Source organism: Leisingera sp. MMG026, assembly GCF_021654205.1.
Taxonomy (GTDB): Bacteria; Pseudomonadota; Alphaproteobacteria; order Rhodobacterales; family Rhodobacteraceae; genus Leisingera.
This window is the reverse complement of sequence record NZ_JAKFZM010000018.1, coordinates 12,862-29,051: the sequence shown is the minus strand read 5'-3', so window position 1 is coordinate 29,051 and position 16,190 is coordinate 12,862. Positions and strand designations below refer to the sequence as shown.

The window sequence follows — 16,190 nt, the reverse complement described above, 5'->3', positions numbered from 1 at the left end:
TTTTGTTCTGGTTGAGAATTTGCCGGGGTGAACTGGTTGCAAGCCAAGAGGGGCAGCGCCCCATTTCCATTGGTTATTCCGGCCAGCATGCCGGGGCGCTGCCGCAATGGGAGGCGGGCCGGCCCCAGCGCATTTTGCTGGTGTCCAGGGCAAGCGGCGCAGCAAGGCGGCGGCCCGGCCCCCAGCCGCTGTTTTCTATCTCCTGGGTGAAGTCGCTGTGTGCCGGTTTGACGACATACGGTCCTTTGGCACATTTCTGCATTCCACCAAGCAGTTCTGCGGTGCGGGCAAGCGATAGATGCGCTGCGGGCACCGCCGCCCTTTGGGCTGCAGTTGCCAAGGCCGAGAGCACCGCTGCTGCCATCAAATAACCCGTGGCATGGTCCAGCGCTTGTACCGGTAAAGGGTGCGGATCGTCCGCCTTGGCCTGGACGCGGCCTGTATCGGCGATGCCTGCACTCATCTGCACTAGGCTGTCAAAACCGCGCCGCTGGGCCCAGGGGCCGGTCCAGCCATAGGCATCCAGAGAGGCTTCAACCGCATTGGGAGCGATCCGGCGGCGGGCGTCCGCGCCGTAGCCCAGACCATCCAGCGCACCGGGACGGTAGCCATGCACCAGCACATCGGCCTTGGACAGCAACGCCTCAAACTGCTGGCGGTCCACTGTATTGCGCAGATCCAGGGAAGCCATGCGCTTACCCAGCGCAACATCGGTGATGACACCAGGTTCGTCCCAGCCGGGCGGGTCGATACGCAGCACATCGGCGCCAAATCCGGCCAGAGTGCGGGTGGAAACCGGACCGGCCAAAACCCGCGTGAGGTCCAGCACTTTCAGTCCAGCCAGCGGGCGTTCGGCTGTTGCCATTGGCCGCTCACGCAGGTGGATGACACGGGGCGACTGCCATAGGATCAGCGGTTCCGCCGCCACAGAAAGACCTTGCGGATGCGTCAGCCAAGCCGCTCGGCTGCGCATGGCGGCGGCCACACCTCCTGCGTTTATGATGTCGTTTTCGAGATGACTGGCCTGCCATTGTTTCACGGCAATTGCCACGGCCGCGCGGTCTCCTGCGCAGTCCAGTACTTTCAAGGCAGCTTGCCGGTGGTGCGGCAGGTTGGTGTGCAGGCGGATCCAGCCATCTGCGGTTTCATAATTGCCGGCCACCGGATCCCACAGGCTGGGAAGTTCCCAGCCCTCGGGGCGGAAACTATAGCTGAACCAAAGTGATGCCAGGCGCTGGTCCACCGTGACGTCCGGTGCAACGGGCGCAAGGTTCAGGGCCTTTACCAGCCGCGCCAGCTCCAGCCCCACGGCGGCGACTGAGGCATTGGCAAGTTCCGTAACCGCAAAGGCGCTGCGCCAGTGTCCTGCGCCGGTCAGGCGGTAGCTGCCAGGCGCCGGCAGGGCAGTGAGCAGGGTCATTGCTGGTAAGGATCCAGGCTGTCGCGCAACCCGTCACCGAGGAAATTAAATGCAAGAACGACAATCACAATCGGCAGCATCGGGATCGCGGTCCAAGGGTAGATTTCGATCGAGGCCAGGTTTTGCGCGTCATTCAGCATCACGCCCCAGCTGACCGCCGGCGCGCGCAGGCCAAGGCCGAGGAATGACAACGCGGTCTCGCCCAGGATCATCGCCGGGATTGACAGGGTGGCCGAGGCGATCAGATGCGACATGAAATTTGGCAGCAGATGCTTGCGGATGACGCGGCCTGAAGATGCGCCCATCATTTCGGCGGCGCGCACGTATTCCTCTTCGCGCAGGGACAGGAATTTTGCCCTCACCGATCTTGCAAGCCCCGGCCAGTCGAGAATGCCAAGGATGATCGATATGACAAAGAACACCGCAACCGGCGACCAGTTCGAGGGCACCGCGGCAGACAGCGCCAGCCACAAAGGCAGCTCGGGCAGGGACCGCAGAACTTCGATCACCCGGTTGATCAGCCAATCGGTTTTGCCGCCGAAATACCCCGCCAGCGAGCCAAAGAAGATACCGAGCACAAAGGACACGGATATGCCGATCAGCCCCACAGTAAGCGACAGCTGCGCACCATAGGAAACGCGGCTGAAGATGTCGCGGCCCAGCCGGTCGGACCCCAGGATAAAGATTGTCGCCTCTTCGGTTGCGCAGAACAGGTGGCGGTTGCTTTCGATGAGACCGGCCAGTTTATAGGTCTTGCCCTCACAGAAGAATTCAAGCTTCAGCGGGCGCGAGGTGTCGGGACTGAACTCCCACTGGAAGGTTTCCAGGTTGGCCTCGGAGGTCATTGGATAAACGAAGGGGCCCACGAATTCGCCTTCGTGGAACAGCTTGATCGATTGCGGCGGGGAATACAGATGCTCTGAAAAGCGCTGGTTTGGTCCGTAGGGCGCAAGGAAGCCGGCGAACGGGATCATGAGGTAGGCGATCAATAGGAACAGGCCGGAAATCAACCCTAGCTTGTGGGTCTTGAATTTGCGCCAGACCAGCAGCCAGTTCGGCGCGTCCAGGTCCTTGCGCTCCAGCTCCAGCAGCGAGGCCTGCGGGTCGAAAGCTTCGTCATCGACATAACGTCCATCAGGCAGCCGGGTCATGCGCCGCGCCCCTCATACCGGATCCTCGGGTCAAGCAGCACCAGCAGAACATCTGAAACCATGGTGCCGATCAGCGTCAGCAAAGCGACGAACATCAACACAAAGCCCGACAGGAACATGTCCTGGGTTTTAAGCGCCGTCAGCAGGGTCGGCCCGATGGTTTGCAGCCCCAGCACCACCGACACCAGCACCGAGCCTGAGATCATGGCCGGCAGCAGGTTGCCGATGTCGGCGACAAAGGGGTTGAAGGCGACGCGCAGCGGATACTTGGCCAGCATCCGCGAGGGTTTCATGCCCTTGGCGATGGCAGTTTCCACATATGGTTTACCCAGTTCGTCCAGCATGTTGGCGCGCAGCCGCTGCATCATCGCGGACGCACCGGCGGTGCCGATCACGAAGGTTGGAACGATCAGGTGGACGAGAATGGACTTCACTTTGTCCCAGTTCATCGGCACGCCTTCGTATTCGGGGGCCATCAGCCCGCCGATCGGCAGGTCGAACCAGCGGTGGCCATAGTAGAACAGGATCAGCGCCAGCAGGAAGTTTGGCGTAGCGAGACCCAGGTAACCGATGAAAGCCGAGGTGTAATCAATCCAGGTGCGGGCCCGCGCGGCAGCCAGCACCCCCAGCGGCAGCGCCACTGCATAGACAAAAACCACGGCGGACAGGTTTACCAGAACTGTAAGCCACAGGCTGTCGCCGACGATATCGGCAACCGGGCTGTCGAATTCGAATGACCAGCCGAAATTTCCCTGAATCATGCCGGAGAACCCGTGCGGGCCGGGCATGAAGCCCATCCAGATCATGTATTGCTGCCACAGCGGTTTATCGAGCGCATATTCCTGCCGAAGGAATTCCGCCTTGGCGACGCCTGCGGACTGGCCGGTGGCCTGCAGCTCGGCAATCTGGTTCGACAGATAGTCGCCCGGCGGCAGGTTGATGATGGCAAAGACCAGCACCGACACCACCAGAAGCGTAAGCAGCATGGTGCCAAACCGGTAAATGGCGTAACGCAGAATTTCCATCAGCCCTGGCCATCCTCAAAAAAGAACTCATCCGGACGGTAAAGGCCGAAATGGGCGCCGGGGTCCCAGGCCCATATTGCCTGTTTGGGCACATTGCGCAGGCGATTGCTGACCACGACGGGCTGGGGTGCGGCGGCCACAACGCCGATGGCATAGACCTGATCGGCGTGGATCTGCAGCATGGCGCGCCAGGCGGCGGCACGCTCGGCATCTGTCGTCGCCATGTTCCAGTCCTGCATCAGATCCATCAGTTGCTGCGCCGGAGCCATGTCTGGCGGCTCGCCTGCGTCGCCGCCGGTTTGATAGAATTGGCCCCACTTCGGCCAGGACAGGAACACCTGGTCCGTTGGCGCCAGATAGGCAGGCGAGGTATAGACTTGCGGCAAGCCGTTGTCCCAGCCGAACCAGGCAGACGCCATGGTGTTGCCGGAAAACACCCGGTTGCGCAGGATGTCGCGGTCCAGCGGGCGCATCACCAGTTTGACCCCGACATCGCGCCAGTCGTCCGAGATTATCTGAAGTGCATTCTCGACTTCCTGACGCTCACCGGCTGTTTCCACCACCAGCTCCATCAGCCGCCCGTCGGCCAGATAGCGGATGCCGTAGGCGTCTTTCTTTGTAAGACCGGCCTCGTCCAGCAGCCGGTTGGCCTGCTCCGGGTCGAAATCCGCCCAGGCGGCACGCAGGGCGGGGTCGAAAAATTCGCTCTGCTCCAGCACCGTCATGGCGCCGGACTTGGCCAGATTGAAATAAAGCGCCCGGTTGATGGCCCGGCGGTTGATGGCCAGGGACAGCGCCCGGCGCACCCGGACATCGCGCAGCACCTCGCGCCAGACCGGATCCTTGGCATTCAGGTTCGGATAGATCGCGATCTGCGAGGCGGCACCGGAGCCCCAAAGATAAGTCTTGTAGTTTGCGCCGTCTTTTTCGCCTTTGCGCAGGATCGGGATATCCCGGAACCCCAAACCGCGGGCCTGCAGGTCGGCTTCCCCTGCGTTGGACTTAGCCGCTACCAGCCCGGCGGTCACAATTTCCATTTCCACGGTGTCGATATAGGGCAGCTGCACGCCGCGGCTGTCGATCCGGTGGTAATAGGGATTGCGCACGAACTGATGGCGGATCTTCTTGCCTGGCGAGGCGTTGATCCAGGGCTGCAGCGTCGGAAGCTCGTGGTTATCGAGCTTGTACATGTTGTCGTATTTGTTGTGCAGCGCGGCCCAGCTTTTGACGCGGGCGTAGTCGACTTCCTCTTCCAGCGCATCCGGGTCGGCGTAATCGGCGTGGAATTGTTTCAAGTATTCTGCAGGCCGGTAGATGAAAGGCGGGCGCGCCTGGGCCAGCATGTGCAGGAAACTGGGGTTCGGGTCGTCCCATTCGTAGATGATTGTGGCTTCGTCCGGGAAGCTTACGCGCGGCAGCTTGCCGTTGACGCGCAGGAAATCCGGCGGACCGGCCGGGCTGAGCAGCTCGTGGTTGGCGACATCCTCCCACCAGTAGCGGAAATCGGCAGAGGTGAAGGGATCGCCGCTGGACCAGCGGTGGCCGCGACGCAGTTTGAGGGTGTAACGCCGGTTTCTTTCGTTCTCATAGCCCAGCAGAATGTCAGGCTGCAGGCGGTAGCGTTCGTCATAGCCCGCCAGGCGGGCATAGCCGTATACCACCATCTGGCGGATATCCTTGGAACGGGTCACCATGGTGTTCAGCGTGCCGCCTTCGGTGCCAAAGTCCCGGCCCTTGGCTGCCAGGTCGACCACCAGCGGCACCTCTGGCAGGCGTTTGGCCACCGGGGGCAGATAGCCCGCCTTGACTTCGGAACTCCAGAACTTGCTTTCCTGGACCTCGGGGCCGCACAGGGCCGAAAGCGGGGCAAGGCAGAAGGCAGCCGTCAAAAGGGGTTTCAGGGCATCAAGCATGGCAGCGCACCTTATGGCCGGGTTCCAGGTGTTTCAGGTTTACCAGTCGCGGGGCATCAGATCCGTTAAAGCGGAATTCCTCGGGCCAGCAGTCCGGCGCGCCTGCGCCCTGGGCCACCAGTTTCAAGTCGATGGGCCGGTCGATATCGGGTTCCGGCTGGGCTGCGATCAGCGCCTTGGTGTAGGGGTGCTGAGGATTATAGAACAAGGTTTCCGGCGGTGCCTGCTCGACAATCAACCCGCGCCGCATCACGGCGACTTCATCTGCGATGCGGGCGACCACGGCCAAATCATGGCTGATGAACAGATAAGACAGGTTTTGCCGGTCGCGGATTTCCTCGAGCAGCAGCAGGATCTGCTCCTGCACTGAAACATCCAGCGCCGAGGTCGGCTCGTCGCAGACGATCAGCGCCGGCTCCAGCATCAGAGCGCGCGCGATCGACAGCCGCTGGCGCTGACCGCCGGAAAATGCGTGCGGATAGCGTTTCAGCATGTCTGGCGACAGGCCGACCAGCCGCAGCATGTCCGCCGCCTTGTCCCGGCGTTCGGCACGAGAACCGATGCGATGGATGTCCAGCGGCTCGGCCAAAGTATCCTGAATGCGCATCCTGGGCGAAAGCGAGGAGTAAGGGTCCTGGAACACCATCTGGGCCTGCCGCTGAAAGGCGGTGCGCGCGGCGCGGTCCATGCTGTGCACGGTGACCGCCGGCTGATCCGGATCAGGGCGGAACAGCACCTCGCCGCCGGGATCCGGAAGCTCTGCCCCCAAGGCAATTCGTGCGGCTGTGGTCTTGCCCGAGCCGCTTTCACCGACAACTGCCAGGGTTTTCCCGCGGGCTAACCGCAAATCAACCTCGCGGCAGGCATGGATCAGGGTCGGAGCTTGCCAGCCCTTGCTGGCTCTTAATGTGTAGGTCTTGGAGACCGACTTCATTTCCATGATCAGGTCATCGCGTGACGGCGGGATGGCGACGACCGCTTCATCCGGAATTTCCGGTGCAGCGTTGAACAGGGCCTTGGTGTAGGGGTGGGCAGGGGTGCGCAGCATCGGTTCCGCACGGCCGGATTCCATCACCCGGCCCTTGTGCATCACCACCACTTGCTCTGCCATATTGGCAACCACCCCCAGATCATGAGTGACCAGGATCATCGCCATACCGGTTTCGCGCTGCAACTCTTTCATCAGCCCCAGAACCTGGGCCTGTGTGGTCACGTCCAGCGCCGTGGTCGGCTCATCCGCGATCAGCAGGTCCGGCTTGGCCACCATGGCCATGGCGATCATCGCCCGCTGGCGCATCCCGCCGGACAGTTCGAAGGGATAAGATCTGTAGGTGCGTTCCGGATCGGGGAAGCCGACCCGCTCAAAGCATTCAAGAACCTCCTTGCGTGCCTTGCGTTCGGACTTGCGGCCATGCAGCCACAGCACTTCGGACACCTGATTGCCGATCCGGTGCAGCGGCGAAAGCGAGCGCATAGGCTCCTGAAAAATCATCGCGACGGTATTGCCGCGAACGTCGCGCATCCGCCGTTCGTCGAGCGTCGCAAGGTCAAGTTCGCTGCCGCGGGTGTTCAGCAAAATGCGCCCGGAGCGCAGCTGCGCCACCTTCGGCAGGATGCGCAGCACGGCCCGGCAAGAGACCGTTTTCCCCGAGCCGCTTTCCCCGACCAAGGCGAGTGTTTCGCCTGGCTGCACAGCAAAGCTGACGTCCTTCACGACGGGGTCGCCCTTGCCAAACCCAATGCTGAGATTTTCAACGGAAAGCAGCGGGTGCATTCAGAATTGTCCGCCCGGCTGGTTCAAGGCACTCATGAGATCTTGTTTTCCCCTGTTTTTTGGCCTCACCTTCGCGCGCTGAAGGCTGCTTAGTCAAACCCCATTTGCCCAGATGCCCGTTGTGCAAGGAAAAATTGATGGGCTTCCCGGTTGCACTGCGGGCACTTCACCAGTGCCGTCATCCCGCAATCGCCCTGCATATCCGGTGTTTTCGGTCCGGTGTCCCAAGGAGGAATAACAGTTTCTCACATTAGCGTGCCGGCACGTGTTTTATGGTGCAATGCTGAATCCCGCCCTCCGGACGCTGCGGACCTGCTGTGGCCCCGGCGCCACTCGGTCCTTGCCGCAAATGGCTGCTGACAGGATTGCATTGTTGGCGCCGGCAGTCAGCCCGGCATAGGATGCCAGGGAACGCACGCATTCCGAAAGGCCGCACATGGCGCAAAAAACTGTTCTGCACCGGGACGATCCGGAAGCCGAGCCGCTGGTCGGCAATATTAAGGTCACCCGCAACGACTGGCTGAATGTCGCGATGGACGTGCTGATCTCGGACGGGGTGGAGCAGGTGAAAGTGCTGGCGCTGGCCGAGCGGATGCAGGTTTCGCGCTCGTCGTTCTACTGGTATTTCAAATCACGCCAGGACTTGCTGGATGCGCTGCTCAAGACCTGGGAGCAGACCAATACCGCCGGCATGGTCCGCCAGGCCGAGGCGCCGGCCAAGGCCATCACCGGGGCAGTGCTGAATGTGTTCCAGTGCATCGCCAACCCTGATCTGTTCAATACTGCGCTGGACTTTGCCGTACGTGACTGGTCGCGCCGTTCCGGCAAGGTGCGCAGCCTGCTGGACCGCTCGGACCGGCGCCGGGTCGAGGCGCTGACGGCGATGTTTGCCCGCTACGGCTATGCGGACCGGGAAGCAGTGACCCGGGCCAAGGTGCTGTACTACATGCAGCTCGGCTATGAGATGGCGGATCCGAATGAAAGCCACGCGCACCGGCTGGAAGTGACGCCCGAGTACCTCAAGGTCTTCACCGGGCGCGACCCGTTGTCCGAAGAGATGGCGGACTTCACCGAATTCACCAAGCAGCACTGGGACGTCTGAGACACCAGCCGCGGCCGCGGGCGTGTGGTGTTACAGGCTGCGGAGAATACCCTCAGCCTGCGTGCGCGCCTCCTCAGCTGCTTTCAGCCGGACCGGGCCATAGCCGCGGATATCCATCGGCGCTTTCAGTACCTTCAGGCAGGCCTCATGCGCATCGGCACGGTAACGGCTGGCGATGGTCTTCAGCGCGGCCTCGAACCAGGCCAGCAGGTCGCGGTGCAGGCGGGCTTCTTCGTGATAACCGAAGATATTGAAGGCCGAACCGCGCAACGTCTTGCCCTTGGCCAGCAAGTGCATCGCCGGTCGCAGCCAGGCCCCAAAGGCCCGTTTTACCGGGCGTCCGCGGGCGTCCTTTTTCCAGTTCAGCAAAGGCGGCGCGAGGTGGTATTTGACACTGAAATCCCCCTCGAACTCATCCTCAAGCTGGTGCTGGAAGGCGTCGCTGGTCAGCAGCCGGGCAACTTCATATTCGTCTTTGTACGCCATCAATTTGAATAGCGCCCGCGCCGCGGCTGCGGTCAATTCTTCCTGTGCCTCCGCAGGCAATGCGTCGCGGAACCGGCTCAGGGCAGCGGTGTAGCGTCCCGCATAAGCCATGTTCTGATAGCCGGTGAGGAAAGTGGCACGGCGTTCGATCAGCGCGTCCAATGTTTCCGTCTTTGCGGGTGTCTCCTCAAAGTGGCTGGCGACCAGTTTCGGGTCCTCCGCCATGGCACGGCCTATGGCAAAGGCGAGGCGGTTTTTTTCAATGGCTACGCCGTTCAGCTCAATCGCCTGGTCCAGCGCCCCGGCACTGACCGGCACCAGCCCTTGCTGCCAGGCAAAACCCAGCATCATGACATTTGCCAGCACAGCGTCGCCCAGCATTGTCTCGGCGGCTTCATTGGCGTTGAAACCGGACAGGTTTTGCGGTCCGACGGCCTCGGCAATGGTTTTCTCGCGCAGGCCTGCCATCAGATCAGCATCGCGGCGCAGCACCAGATCGCCAGTGGGCATTTCCGCCCGGTTCAGCACCACCTTGGTGCCTGCGCGGTAATGGGCCGAGGCCTTGGGCGCCGAGCTGACCACCACGTCGCAGCCGATAACCGCATCCGCGCCGCCTTGTTCGATACGCACCTGGTTCAAGGTTCCGGGTTCTTTGGACAGCCGGATGTAGCTGAGGACAGTTCCGAACTTCTGCGCAAAGCCGGTGAAATCCAGCACGCTTGATCCCTTGCCTTCTAGATGGGCCGCCATGGTGATCAGCGCGCCGACCGTGACAACACCGGTGCCGCCGACTCCGGTGACCAGCAGGTCGAACGGCGTCTTGAGAGAGGGCAGTTCCGGCGCCGGCAGCTTGGCGGTCAATGCGGCGGCGGCCAGACCAGCGGGTTTTTTCTTCTTCCGGGTGCCCCCTTCTACAGTGACGAAAGAAGGGCAGAAGCCGTTCAGGCAGGAGAAATCCTTGTTGCAAGTGGACAGGTTGATCTTGCGCTTGCGGCCAAAGGGCGTTTCCTTCGGTTCCACGCTCAGGCAGTTGGATTCAACCGAGCAATCGCCGCACCCCTCACACACCAGGTCGTTGATGAAGGCAAAGCGTTTCGGGTCCTCCATCTTGCCCCGCTTTCGGCGGCGGCGTTTTTCAGTTGCGCAGGTCTGTTCGTAGATCAGAACAGTGACGCCGGAGATGTCGCGCAATTCCCGCTGCACCGTGTCCAGCGCGCTGCGGTCATGGAAGGTGGTGCCGGCGGGGAAGTCGCTGCGGACAAACTTGCCAATGTCGTCCGAGACCAATGCAATCCGTTCCACTCCCTCGGCGCGGCAGGTCTGGGCGATGCCATGCACCGAGACCGGCCCGTCCACCGGCTGGCCGCCCGTCATCGCCACTGCGTCATTATATAAGATTTTGTAAGTGATATTGGTGCCGGCCGCGACTGCCTGGCGGATCGCGAGGCTGCCGGAATGATACCAGGTGCCTTCGCCCAGGTTCTGGAACACATGCTTGTTTCCATTGAACTGCGAGGCCACGGTCCAGGGCACGCCTTCGCCGCCCATCTGCGCATAGCCGGCTGTATCGCGGTCCATCCAACTGGCCATCACGTGGCAGCCGATGCCGGAAAACGCCTTGGATCCTTCGGGCAGCTTGGTCGAGCTGTTGTGCGGGCAGCCGGAGCAGAAATAGGGCGTGCGGGCGGCGCCGGGCACGTTCAACAGCTTCGGCGGTTCCGCCGTGAGTGCTGCTGCCTTGGCTGGCAGGTTTTCCTCCGGGAAAAAACTATCGAGCCGTGCGGCAACAATGGGGGCAAGCAGCAGCGGGCTCAACTCCCCGGTCCAGGGGATCAGAGGCTCCCCTTGGCTGTCGTATTTGCCGACCATCTTTTCGGGCTTGCTGCCGGGCCAGTCATAGAAGTTTTCCTTGAACTGGCTTTCAATGATTCCGCGCTTTTCCTCGACAACCAGCACTTCCTGCTTGCCTTTGACGAACTTCAGCGCGTCGGTGCGGTCCAGCGGCCAGACCATGCCGACTTTGTAAATGTCGATCTTCAGGCGGCGGCAGGCGGCCTCATCCAGCCCAAGAAGGCGCAGCGCTTCCATCAGATCAAGATGACCCTTTCCGGTGGAAACAAAACCAAAACGCGCGTCCTTGATGTCGTAAATCCGCTTGTCGATCGGGTTGGCCTCGGCAAAGGCGCGAACGGCATCCAGCTTGGCGTGAATGCGGGTCTCAATCTCGGGCGAGGGCAGGTCGGAGCGGCGGATATGCAGCCCGCCCGGGTAATCCGCCAGCTCCGGGCAGATGAATTCACGGTCCGGCTGCAGGTCCACCGAGCGCGCGCTCTCAACGGTCTCCGACACCGCCTTGAAGCCGACCCAAGTGCCGGAGTAGCGCGACAGGGCAAAGCCGTATTCGCCAAAAGCCAGATACTCCGACACATCTGCGGGGTTCAGCACCGGCATGAACCAGGACATGAATGCTACATCCGACTGATGCGGCATCGAGGAGCTGACACAGCCGTGGTCGTCACCAGCCACCACCAACACACCGCCCTTTGCGGAGGAGCCATAGGCGTTGCCATGCTTCAGCGCATCGCCGGAGCGGTCGACGCCCGGCCCCTTGCCGTACCACATGGAAAACACACCCTCGACCTCGCAATGCGGGTCCAGCACGGCTTGCTGCGCACCCAGGACAGCTGTGGCGCCAAGGTCCTCGTTCACCGCGGGCATGAACTTGATCCGGTTTGCCTGCATCCGGTCCTTGGCGCGCCAGAATTCCAGGTCGACTGCCCCCAAAGGCGAGCCGCGGTAACCTGAGACAAAGCCCGCGGTATTCAAGCCGGCTTCCTGATCGCGGCGCGCCTGATCAAGCATTATCCGGGCCAAAGCCTGAGTGCCGGTCAGGAAAACCCGGCCCTGGGTCATTTCGTACCGGTCGTCCAGCTTGTAGCTGCGGAAATCGTGGCTCAGCTTGGTCATCTCGGGGAGTCCTTGCGCGGAAAATGTGCTTTCCGGAAAAGTAATCCACAATGTTTGAAAAGATTTGCCCGAGTTACTGTTTTTGTGGGAATTTATGGTTAGAATTTCCGAATGACAGTTATCTGGTGAAGAAAGTGACCGGAACATGAAGCTTGACGACCGCGATTCCCGTATCCTCACCTTGCTGCAGGAAGACTCCCGCATTTCCAACGCTGATCTGGCTGAGGCCGTGGGCATGTCGCCGTCGGCCCTGTGGCGCCGGGTGCGGGCGTTGGAGGAGGCGGGCATTATTGAACGTTACGGTGCGGTGGTGAACGCACCGGCAATGGGGCTGGGGTTCCAGGCTATCGTGCATGTGCATTTAACCCGCCACGATCCGGACAAACTGGTGGAGTTCATTCGCGCGGTTGAGAGCAGTCCGCTGGTTCAGGAATGTTACGCAACGACGGGGCAGTCCGACTATCACCTGCGGGTTCTGGCGCCGGATCTGGATGCTTATAACCGGTTTCTGGAGGGTTTCCTGTTCCGCCTGCCAGCGGTAGCCAGCGCCCAGACCAATGTGGTGTTGCGCACGATCAAACGGGACAGGCCTGTTGTGCCTTAGAAAGTCCGCCTGCGGCGGGAGTATTGCTGCAAGGAAGACCCGCAAGACTGGCGGGAACGAGGACCACCCTTTAATTTCATCTTTGCAAAAATACTCCGGGGGTCTGGGGGCTGGCCCCCAGCGTGCGGTTTTTTCACATCGCCGCGTATTTCACCCAGGCCCAGGCCATGGCGATATAGGTCAGCTGGTGCAGTGCCTGATCTGATCCCATGGCCTGCCAGAACATCGCTTGCTGCGGGTTCAGCTTTTTACGCTCGGAAAACCGGGCCTTGCCGAAGTCGATGTGAAAATGCACGACCCATTCCAGCGCCGCCAGCACCAGGATGAACGGCACAGGTGCGCTGAACAACGCGTAGACAATGGCTGAGCCGATCACGTGGACACCCGCATGCTGGGCACGGCCCATATGGACATAGGCGCAGCGGCCGGACAGCATCTTGGGGGTTTGCAGAAAGAAGTCGGCAAACAGGTGTTTGACCTGCAACGCGCAGAGCAGCAGCAGAACGGATCCGACATATTCCGGCAAACCTATTGACCTCCAGCATGGATACCTCGCTGGAACCTTACGGATTTTTCGCCGTCTGGCAAATGCCGCGCCGGCAGGGTGCCGCAACGGGACAAGGCGGTCTTCTGCCCATTGCCTGTTCCTGCCAAACCGCGCTACCCATAAGGCAGACCACATCCGAAGCCGCCATTTATGGAGCTTTCCCCATCGAACGCTCTTTGTTCCGTTTCATCTGGAAGTACTCGAAACGCGACCAGCTGGTGCTGCTGCTGGTCACGGCCTGCCTGTTCCCGCTTCTTTACCTGACGCTGGAGCTGCCGAAACGGATCATCAATGATGCAATCGGCGCTGAGACCTCCACCATAACCCTGATGGGGCAAAGCTTTGATCAGCTGACCTTCCTGTGGATTCTGTGCGGCGGCTTTTTGTTGGCGGTACTGTGCCACGGCCTGCTGAAAATGCGCATCAACACCATGAAGGGGGTGCTGGCCGAGCGGATGCTGCGCCGCTTCCGTTATCAGCTGATTGCCCGGGTGCTGCGCTTTCCGCAACCATATTTTGAGCGGGTCAGCCAGGGCGAGCTGGTGTCCATGGTTACTTCGGAATCCGAGCCGATGGGCGGGCTGATGGGGGATGCGGTCAGCCAGCCGGTGCTGCAAGCCGGGCAGATGCTGACCATCCTGTTTTTCCTGTTCCTGCAGAATTTCTGGTTCGGAATGGCAGCCATCGCGCTCATTCCTTTGCAAGGCTGGCTGATCCCGATGCTGCAACGGCAGATCAACCTGCTGAACAAAAAACGCATCAAACAGGTGCGGGCGCTGGCGACTGAGATCGGCGAAAGCGCCGCGGGTGCTGCGACGCTGCGGATCAATGGCGGCTGGCGCTACCGGATGGCGATCATCACAGCGCGGCTGGGGCGGCTGTATGACATCCGCTTCGAGATCTACCAGAAAAAATTCTTCATGAAGTTTCTCAACAACTTCATCACCCAGCTGACGCCGTTTTTCTTTTATGCCGTCGGCGGCTTTCTGGTGCTGCAGGGCAAAGTCTCATTGGGCGCATTGGTGGCGGCGCTTGCCGCTTACAAAGATCTGGCGTCGCCCTGGAAAGAATTGCTGACCTATTACAACCAGACCCAGGACATGGGGCTGCGCTGGGACGTGATCCTGGAGCGCTTTGCACCGCAGGGCATGGTGGATGAAAAACTGCTGGTCGGCGAGCCGGAGGAGCTGGAGCGCCTGCGCGGAGATGTGGTCCTGGATGCGGTCAATGTGCGTGACACGGATGGTAATCCGGTGCTGGAGGAGCTGAGCGCAACCTTCCCCGCAGGGCAGGTCATCGGTATTGCGGCCCCCTCCGAAGAAGACCGCCGGGCCCTGGCGGAACTGCTGACGCGGGAAATCCTGCCCGCAACAGGGACGGTGACGGTGGCCGATCAGAACCTCAGCGGGCTGCACCAGGCAACGGTGGCAGCGCGGATCGGCTATGCCACCTCGCGGCCGGTTCTGTTTAAGGGATCTTTTGGCGACAATGTGATGATGCCAATGCGGCTGCGCCCGTTGGGCGCGGCCCACAACTTGCAACAGCTGGAAATAGCCAAACGCGCGGGCAACAGCCCGGATCCCTTTGATGCGCCCTGGCTTGATCCCAAACTGGCTGGTTTTTCCAGCGAGGCGGAACTGCGGAGCTGGTGGCTGCAGCTGGTTGAAGGGATCGGATCCGATACCGCCCTGTTCCGCCGGGGTATCGAACAGTGTTTCGAGGCACCCGCCCACCCGGATCTGGCGGAGCGACTGGTCGGATTGCGCGCGTCGGTGCGCAAGGCCATTCTGGACGCCGGTCTGGATGTGCACGTGCATTTTCTGGAACCAGAAGCATACAACCCGGCGCTGCCGGTTGCGGAAAACCTGCTGTTTGCAGCCTCGCAGCAGGCCATGACCGGTGAGGTCTTGCATGGTCATGCGGAATTTCTCGATCAGCTCAAGCAGTTGGGGCTGGACGAAGGGCTGGTGGCGCTGACCCGTGATGTGGTGGAGATGCTGCGGCAGATCTTTGGTATGGATGGCACTGGCCACCCGCTGTTCCGCAAGCTGGGCCTGGATGTGGGCGCCTATGAAACAGCGCTGTCGCTGGCCGACCGGCCCGGAACCGTCAATGCGTCAGCGCTCAGCCGCGAGGAGCTGGCGCAGCTGCTGATCGTGCCTTTCACCATTTCGGCGGAACAGATCGGCCCGGCCTTTGAAGAGGAAATGAAAGAGCGGATCCTAGGCTTTCGCCGCAGCCACGGGCAAAGCTTGCTAAAAGCTTTGGGCGCGGGCTTTGTGCCGTTTGCAGAAGAGGCCATCGCCCCCACGCTGACGGTTCTGGAAAACGCTCTGTTTGGCAAAATATCGGACGCAGCCGGGGCCAAGGGCGATGAGGTGCGCAAACTGGTTTCCGAACTGATGGTGCGCGAAGGCTTGCGTGACCAGGTGGTGGAGCTGATCTTTGACATGCCGATTGCGGTGGGCGGGCAGGGGCTGGCCGCCAGCTTTGCCGAGCCGCTGGCCTTTTGCCGGGCCACAATCAAGAAACCGGATATCCTGATCCTCGATTCCGCGATGGCAAGCTATGATCAGGACACCCGGGTCGCGGTGCATAAGAACCTGCGAAAGCTGTTGCCCGGCACCACGCTGATCTATCTTGCCCCCAGCTTTCAGAGCCCGGATGTATTTGACGTCTTCTTTGAACTGCGCCAGGGCCGTCTGGTCAGCGACGAGGCGCAGGCCGCGGCAGCGGGCGACGGGGCGGCCAGCCAGGACCTGGCCCGCAAGCTGAGAGCACTGGAACAGACTGAACTGTTCTCCGGCTTGAACCGCCGCCAGCTTCGTCTTCTGGCCTTTGGCGCCCGCTGGTATGATGCCAAGGCGGGCGAGGTGGTGTTCCTGAAGGATGATGAAGCATCGGACGGGGCGTATATGATCCTTGAAGGCGAGGCTGAGCTTTTCTTGCCGCAGCCGGGCGGCGAGGACCGGCTGATTACCACGGTTGGCCCCGGGCGGCTGGTGGGGGAACTGGGTCTGATCCGGCATGAAGCCCGGGCGCTGAGCATGATTGCGGCGACGGACCTCAGCTGCCTGCGGATCGGCGAAGAAGAATTCCTGGCAGTGGTGGAAAATGACGCTTCTACGGCATTCAAGCTATTGCAGGTGGTGGCGGGCTACGTCTCCAATTGATCCAGGAATTGAGACAGGGAACAAGAAC

Annotated in this window: 10 protein-coding genes; 3 read left to right on the top strand and 7 right to left on the bottom strand. The window is 61.3% G+C overall.

Annotation, left to right across the window (positions count from 1 at the left end; genetic code table 11):
- Positions 1-73: 73 nt before the first annotated feature.
- From L1069_RS11635 to L1069_RS11615, 5 genes are read right to left on the bottom strand one after another with little or no spacing between them, the layout of a single operon-like run.
- Complete coding sequence (locus L1069_RS11635) at positions 74-1,420, bottom strand: CoA transferase (protein WP_237455785.1); 1,347 nt, start codon at positions 1,418-1,420, stop codon at positions 74-76.
- Entirely contained in the window at positions 1,417-2,571 is a 1,155-nt protein-coding gene (locus L1069_RS11630; protein WP_134829034.1) for an ABC transporter permease, read from the bottom strand. The genes L1069_RS11635 and L1069_RS11630 overlap by 4 nt, the downstream gene beginning before the upstream one ends.
- Positions 2,568-3,596 (bottom strand): ABC transporter permease, encoded by a 1,029-nt coding sequence (locus L1069_RS11625; protein WP_129372020.1) that lies wholly within the window; start codon positions 3,594-3,596, stop codon positions 2,568-2,570. Before L1069_RS11625 ends, L1069_RS11630 begins: the two co-directional genes overlap by 4 nt.
- Positions 3,596-5,509 (bottom strand): ABC transporter substrate-binding protein, encoded by a 1,914-nt coding sequence (locus L1069_RS11620; RefSeq protein ID WP_237455784.1) that lies wholly within the window; start codon positions 5,507-5,509, stop codon positions 3,596-3,598. Before L1069_RS11620 ends, L1069_RS11625 begins: the two co-directional genes overlap by 1 nt.
- The gene (locus L1069_RS11615) at positions 5,502-7,283 is read right to left on the bottom strand and encodes an ABC transporter ATP-binding protein (RefSeq protein WP_237455783.1); all 1,782 of its coding nucleotides are present in this window, start codon (positions 7,281-7,283) and stop codon (positions 5,502-5,504) included. Before L1069_RS11615 ends, L1069_RS11620 begins: the two co-directional genes overlap by 8 nt.
- Positions 7,284-7,719: 436 nt before the next feature.
- On the opposite strand from L1069_RS11615, the gene L1069_RS11610 reads away from it, so the two are divergent.
- On the top strand, positions 7,720-8,385 hold the full coding sequence (locus L1069_RS11610) for a TetR/AcrR family transcriptional regulator (protein WP_134829037.1): 666 nt from the start codon (positions 7,720-7,722) through the stop codon (positions 8,383-8,385).
- A 30-nt stretch (positions 8,386-8,415) separates the two neighbouring features.
- Here L1069_RS11610 and L1069_RS11605 read toward each other — a convergent pair whose 3' ends face one another.
- Positions 8,416-11,838: an indolepyruvate ferredoxin oxidoreductase family protein gene (locus tag L1069_RS11605; RefSeq protein ID WP_237455782.1), complete on the bottom strand. Its 3,423-nt coding sequence runs from the start codon at positions 11,836-11,838 to the stop codon at positions 8,416-8,418.
- A 145-nt stretch (positions 11,839-11,983) separates the two neighbouring features.
- On the opposite strand from L1069_RS11605, the gene L1069_RS11600 reads away from it, so the two are divergent.
- Positions 11,984-12,442, top strand: a complete 459-nt coding sequence (locus L1069_RS11600) for an Lrp/AsnC family transcriptional regulator (RefSeq protein ID WP_129372015.1) — start codon at positions 11,984-11,986, stop codon at positions 12,440-12,442.
- A gap of 133 nt (positions 12,443-12,575) precedes the next feature.
- Here the strand turns inward: L1069_RS11600 and L1069_RS11595 are convergent, their stop codons facing one another.
- Complete coding sequence (locus L1069_RS11595; RefSeq protein ID WP_129372014.1) at positions 12,576-12,968, bottom strand: DUF3307 domain-containing protein; 393 nt, start codon at positions 12,966-12,968, stop codon at positions 12,576-12,578.
- A 197-nt stretch (positions 12,969-13,165) separates the two neighbouring features.
- Here L1069_RS11595 and L1069_RS11590 point away from each other — a divergent pair, with 197 nt between their 5' ends.
- The gene (locus tag L1069_RS11590) at positions 13,166-16,162 is read left to right on the top strand and encodes an ABC transporter transmembrane domain-containing protein (RefSeq protein WP_237455781.1); all 2,997 of its coding nucleotides are present in this window, start codon (positions 13,166-13,168) and stop codon (positions 16,160-16,162) included.
- Positions 16,163-16,190: the final 28 nt, after the last annotated feature.

What these genes read in the sequence shown, in the direction of transcription:
- L1069_RS11635 (WP_237455785.1), bottom strand. Translation starts at nt 1,420, where the DNA reads ATGACCCTGCTCACTGCCCTGCCGGCGCCTGGCAGCTACCGCCTGACC.
- L1069_RS11610 (WP_134829037.1), top strand. Translation starts at nt 7,720, where the DNA reads ATGGCGCAAAAAACTGTTCTGCACCGGGACGATCCGGAAGCCGAGCCG.
- L1069_RS11605 (WP_237455782.1), bottom strand. Translation starts at nt 11,838, where the DNA reads ATGACCAAGCTGAGCCACGATTTCCGCAGCTACAAGCTGGACGACCGG.
- L1069_RS11630 (WP_134829034.1), bottom strand. Translation starts at nt 2,571, where the DNA reads ATGACCCGGCTGCCTGATGGACGTTATGTCGATGACGAAGCTTTCGAC.
- L1069_RS11620 (WP_237455784.1), bottom strand. Translation starts at nt 5,509, where the DNA reads ATGCTTGATGCCCTGAAACCCCTTTTGACGGCTGCCTTCTGCCTTGCC.
- L1069_RS11615 (WP_237455783.1), bottom strand. Translation starts at nt 7,283, where the DNA reads ATGCACCCGCTGCTTTCCGTTGAAAATCTCAGCATTGGGTTTGGCAAG.
- L1069_RS11625 (WP_129372020.1), bottom strand. Translation starts at nt 3,596, where the DNA reads ATGGAAATTCTGCGTTACGCCATTTACCGGTTTGGCACCATGCTGCTT.
- L1069_RS11600 (WP_129372015.1), top strand. Translation starts at nt 11,984, where the DNA reads ATGAAGCTTGACGACCGCGATTCCCGTATCCTCACCTTGCTGCAGGAA.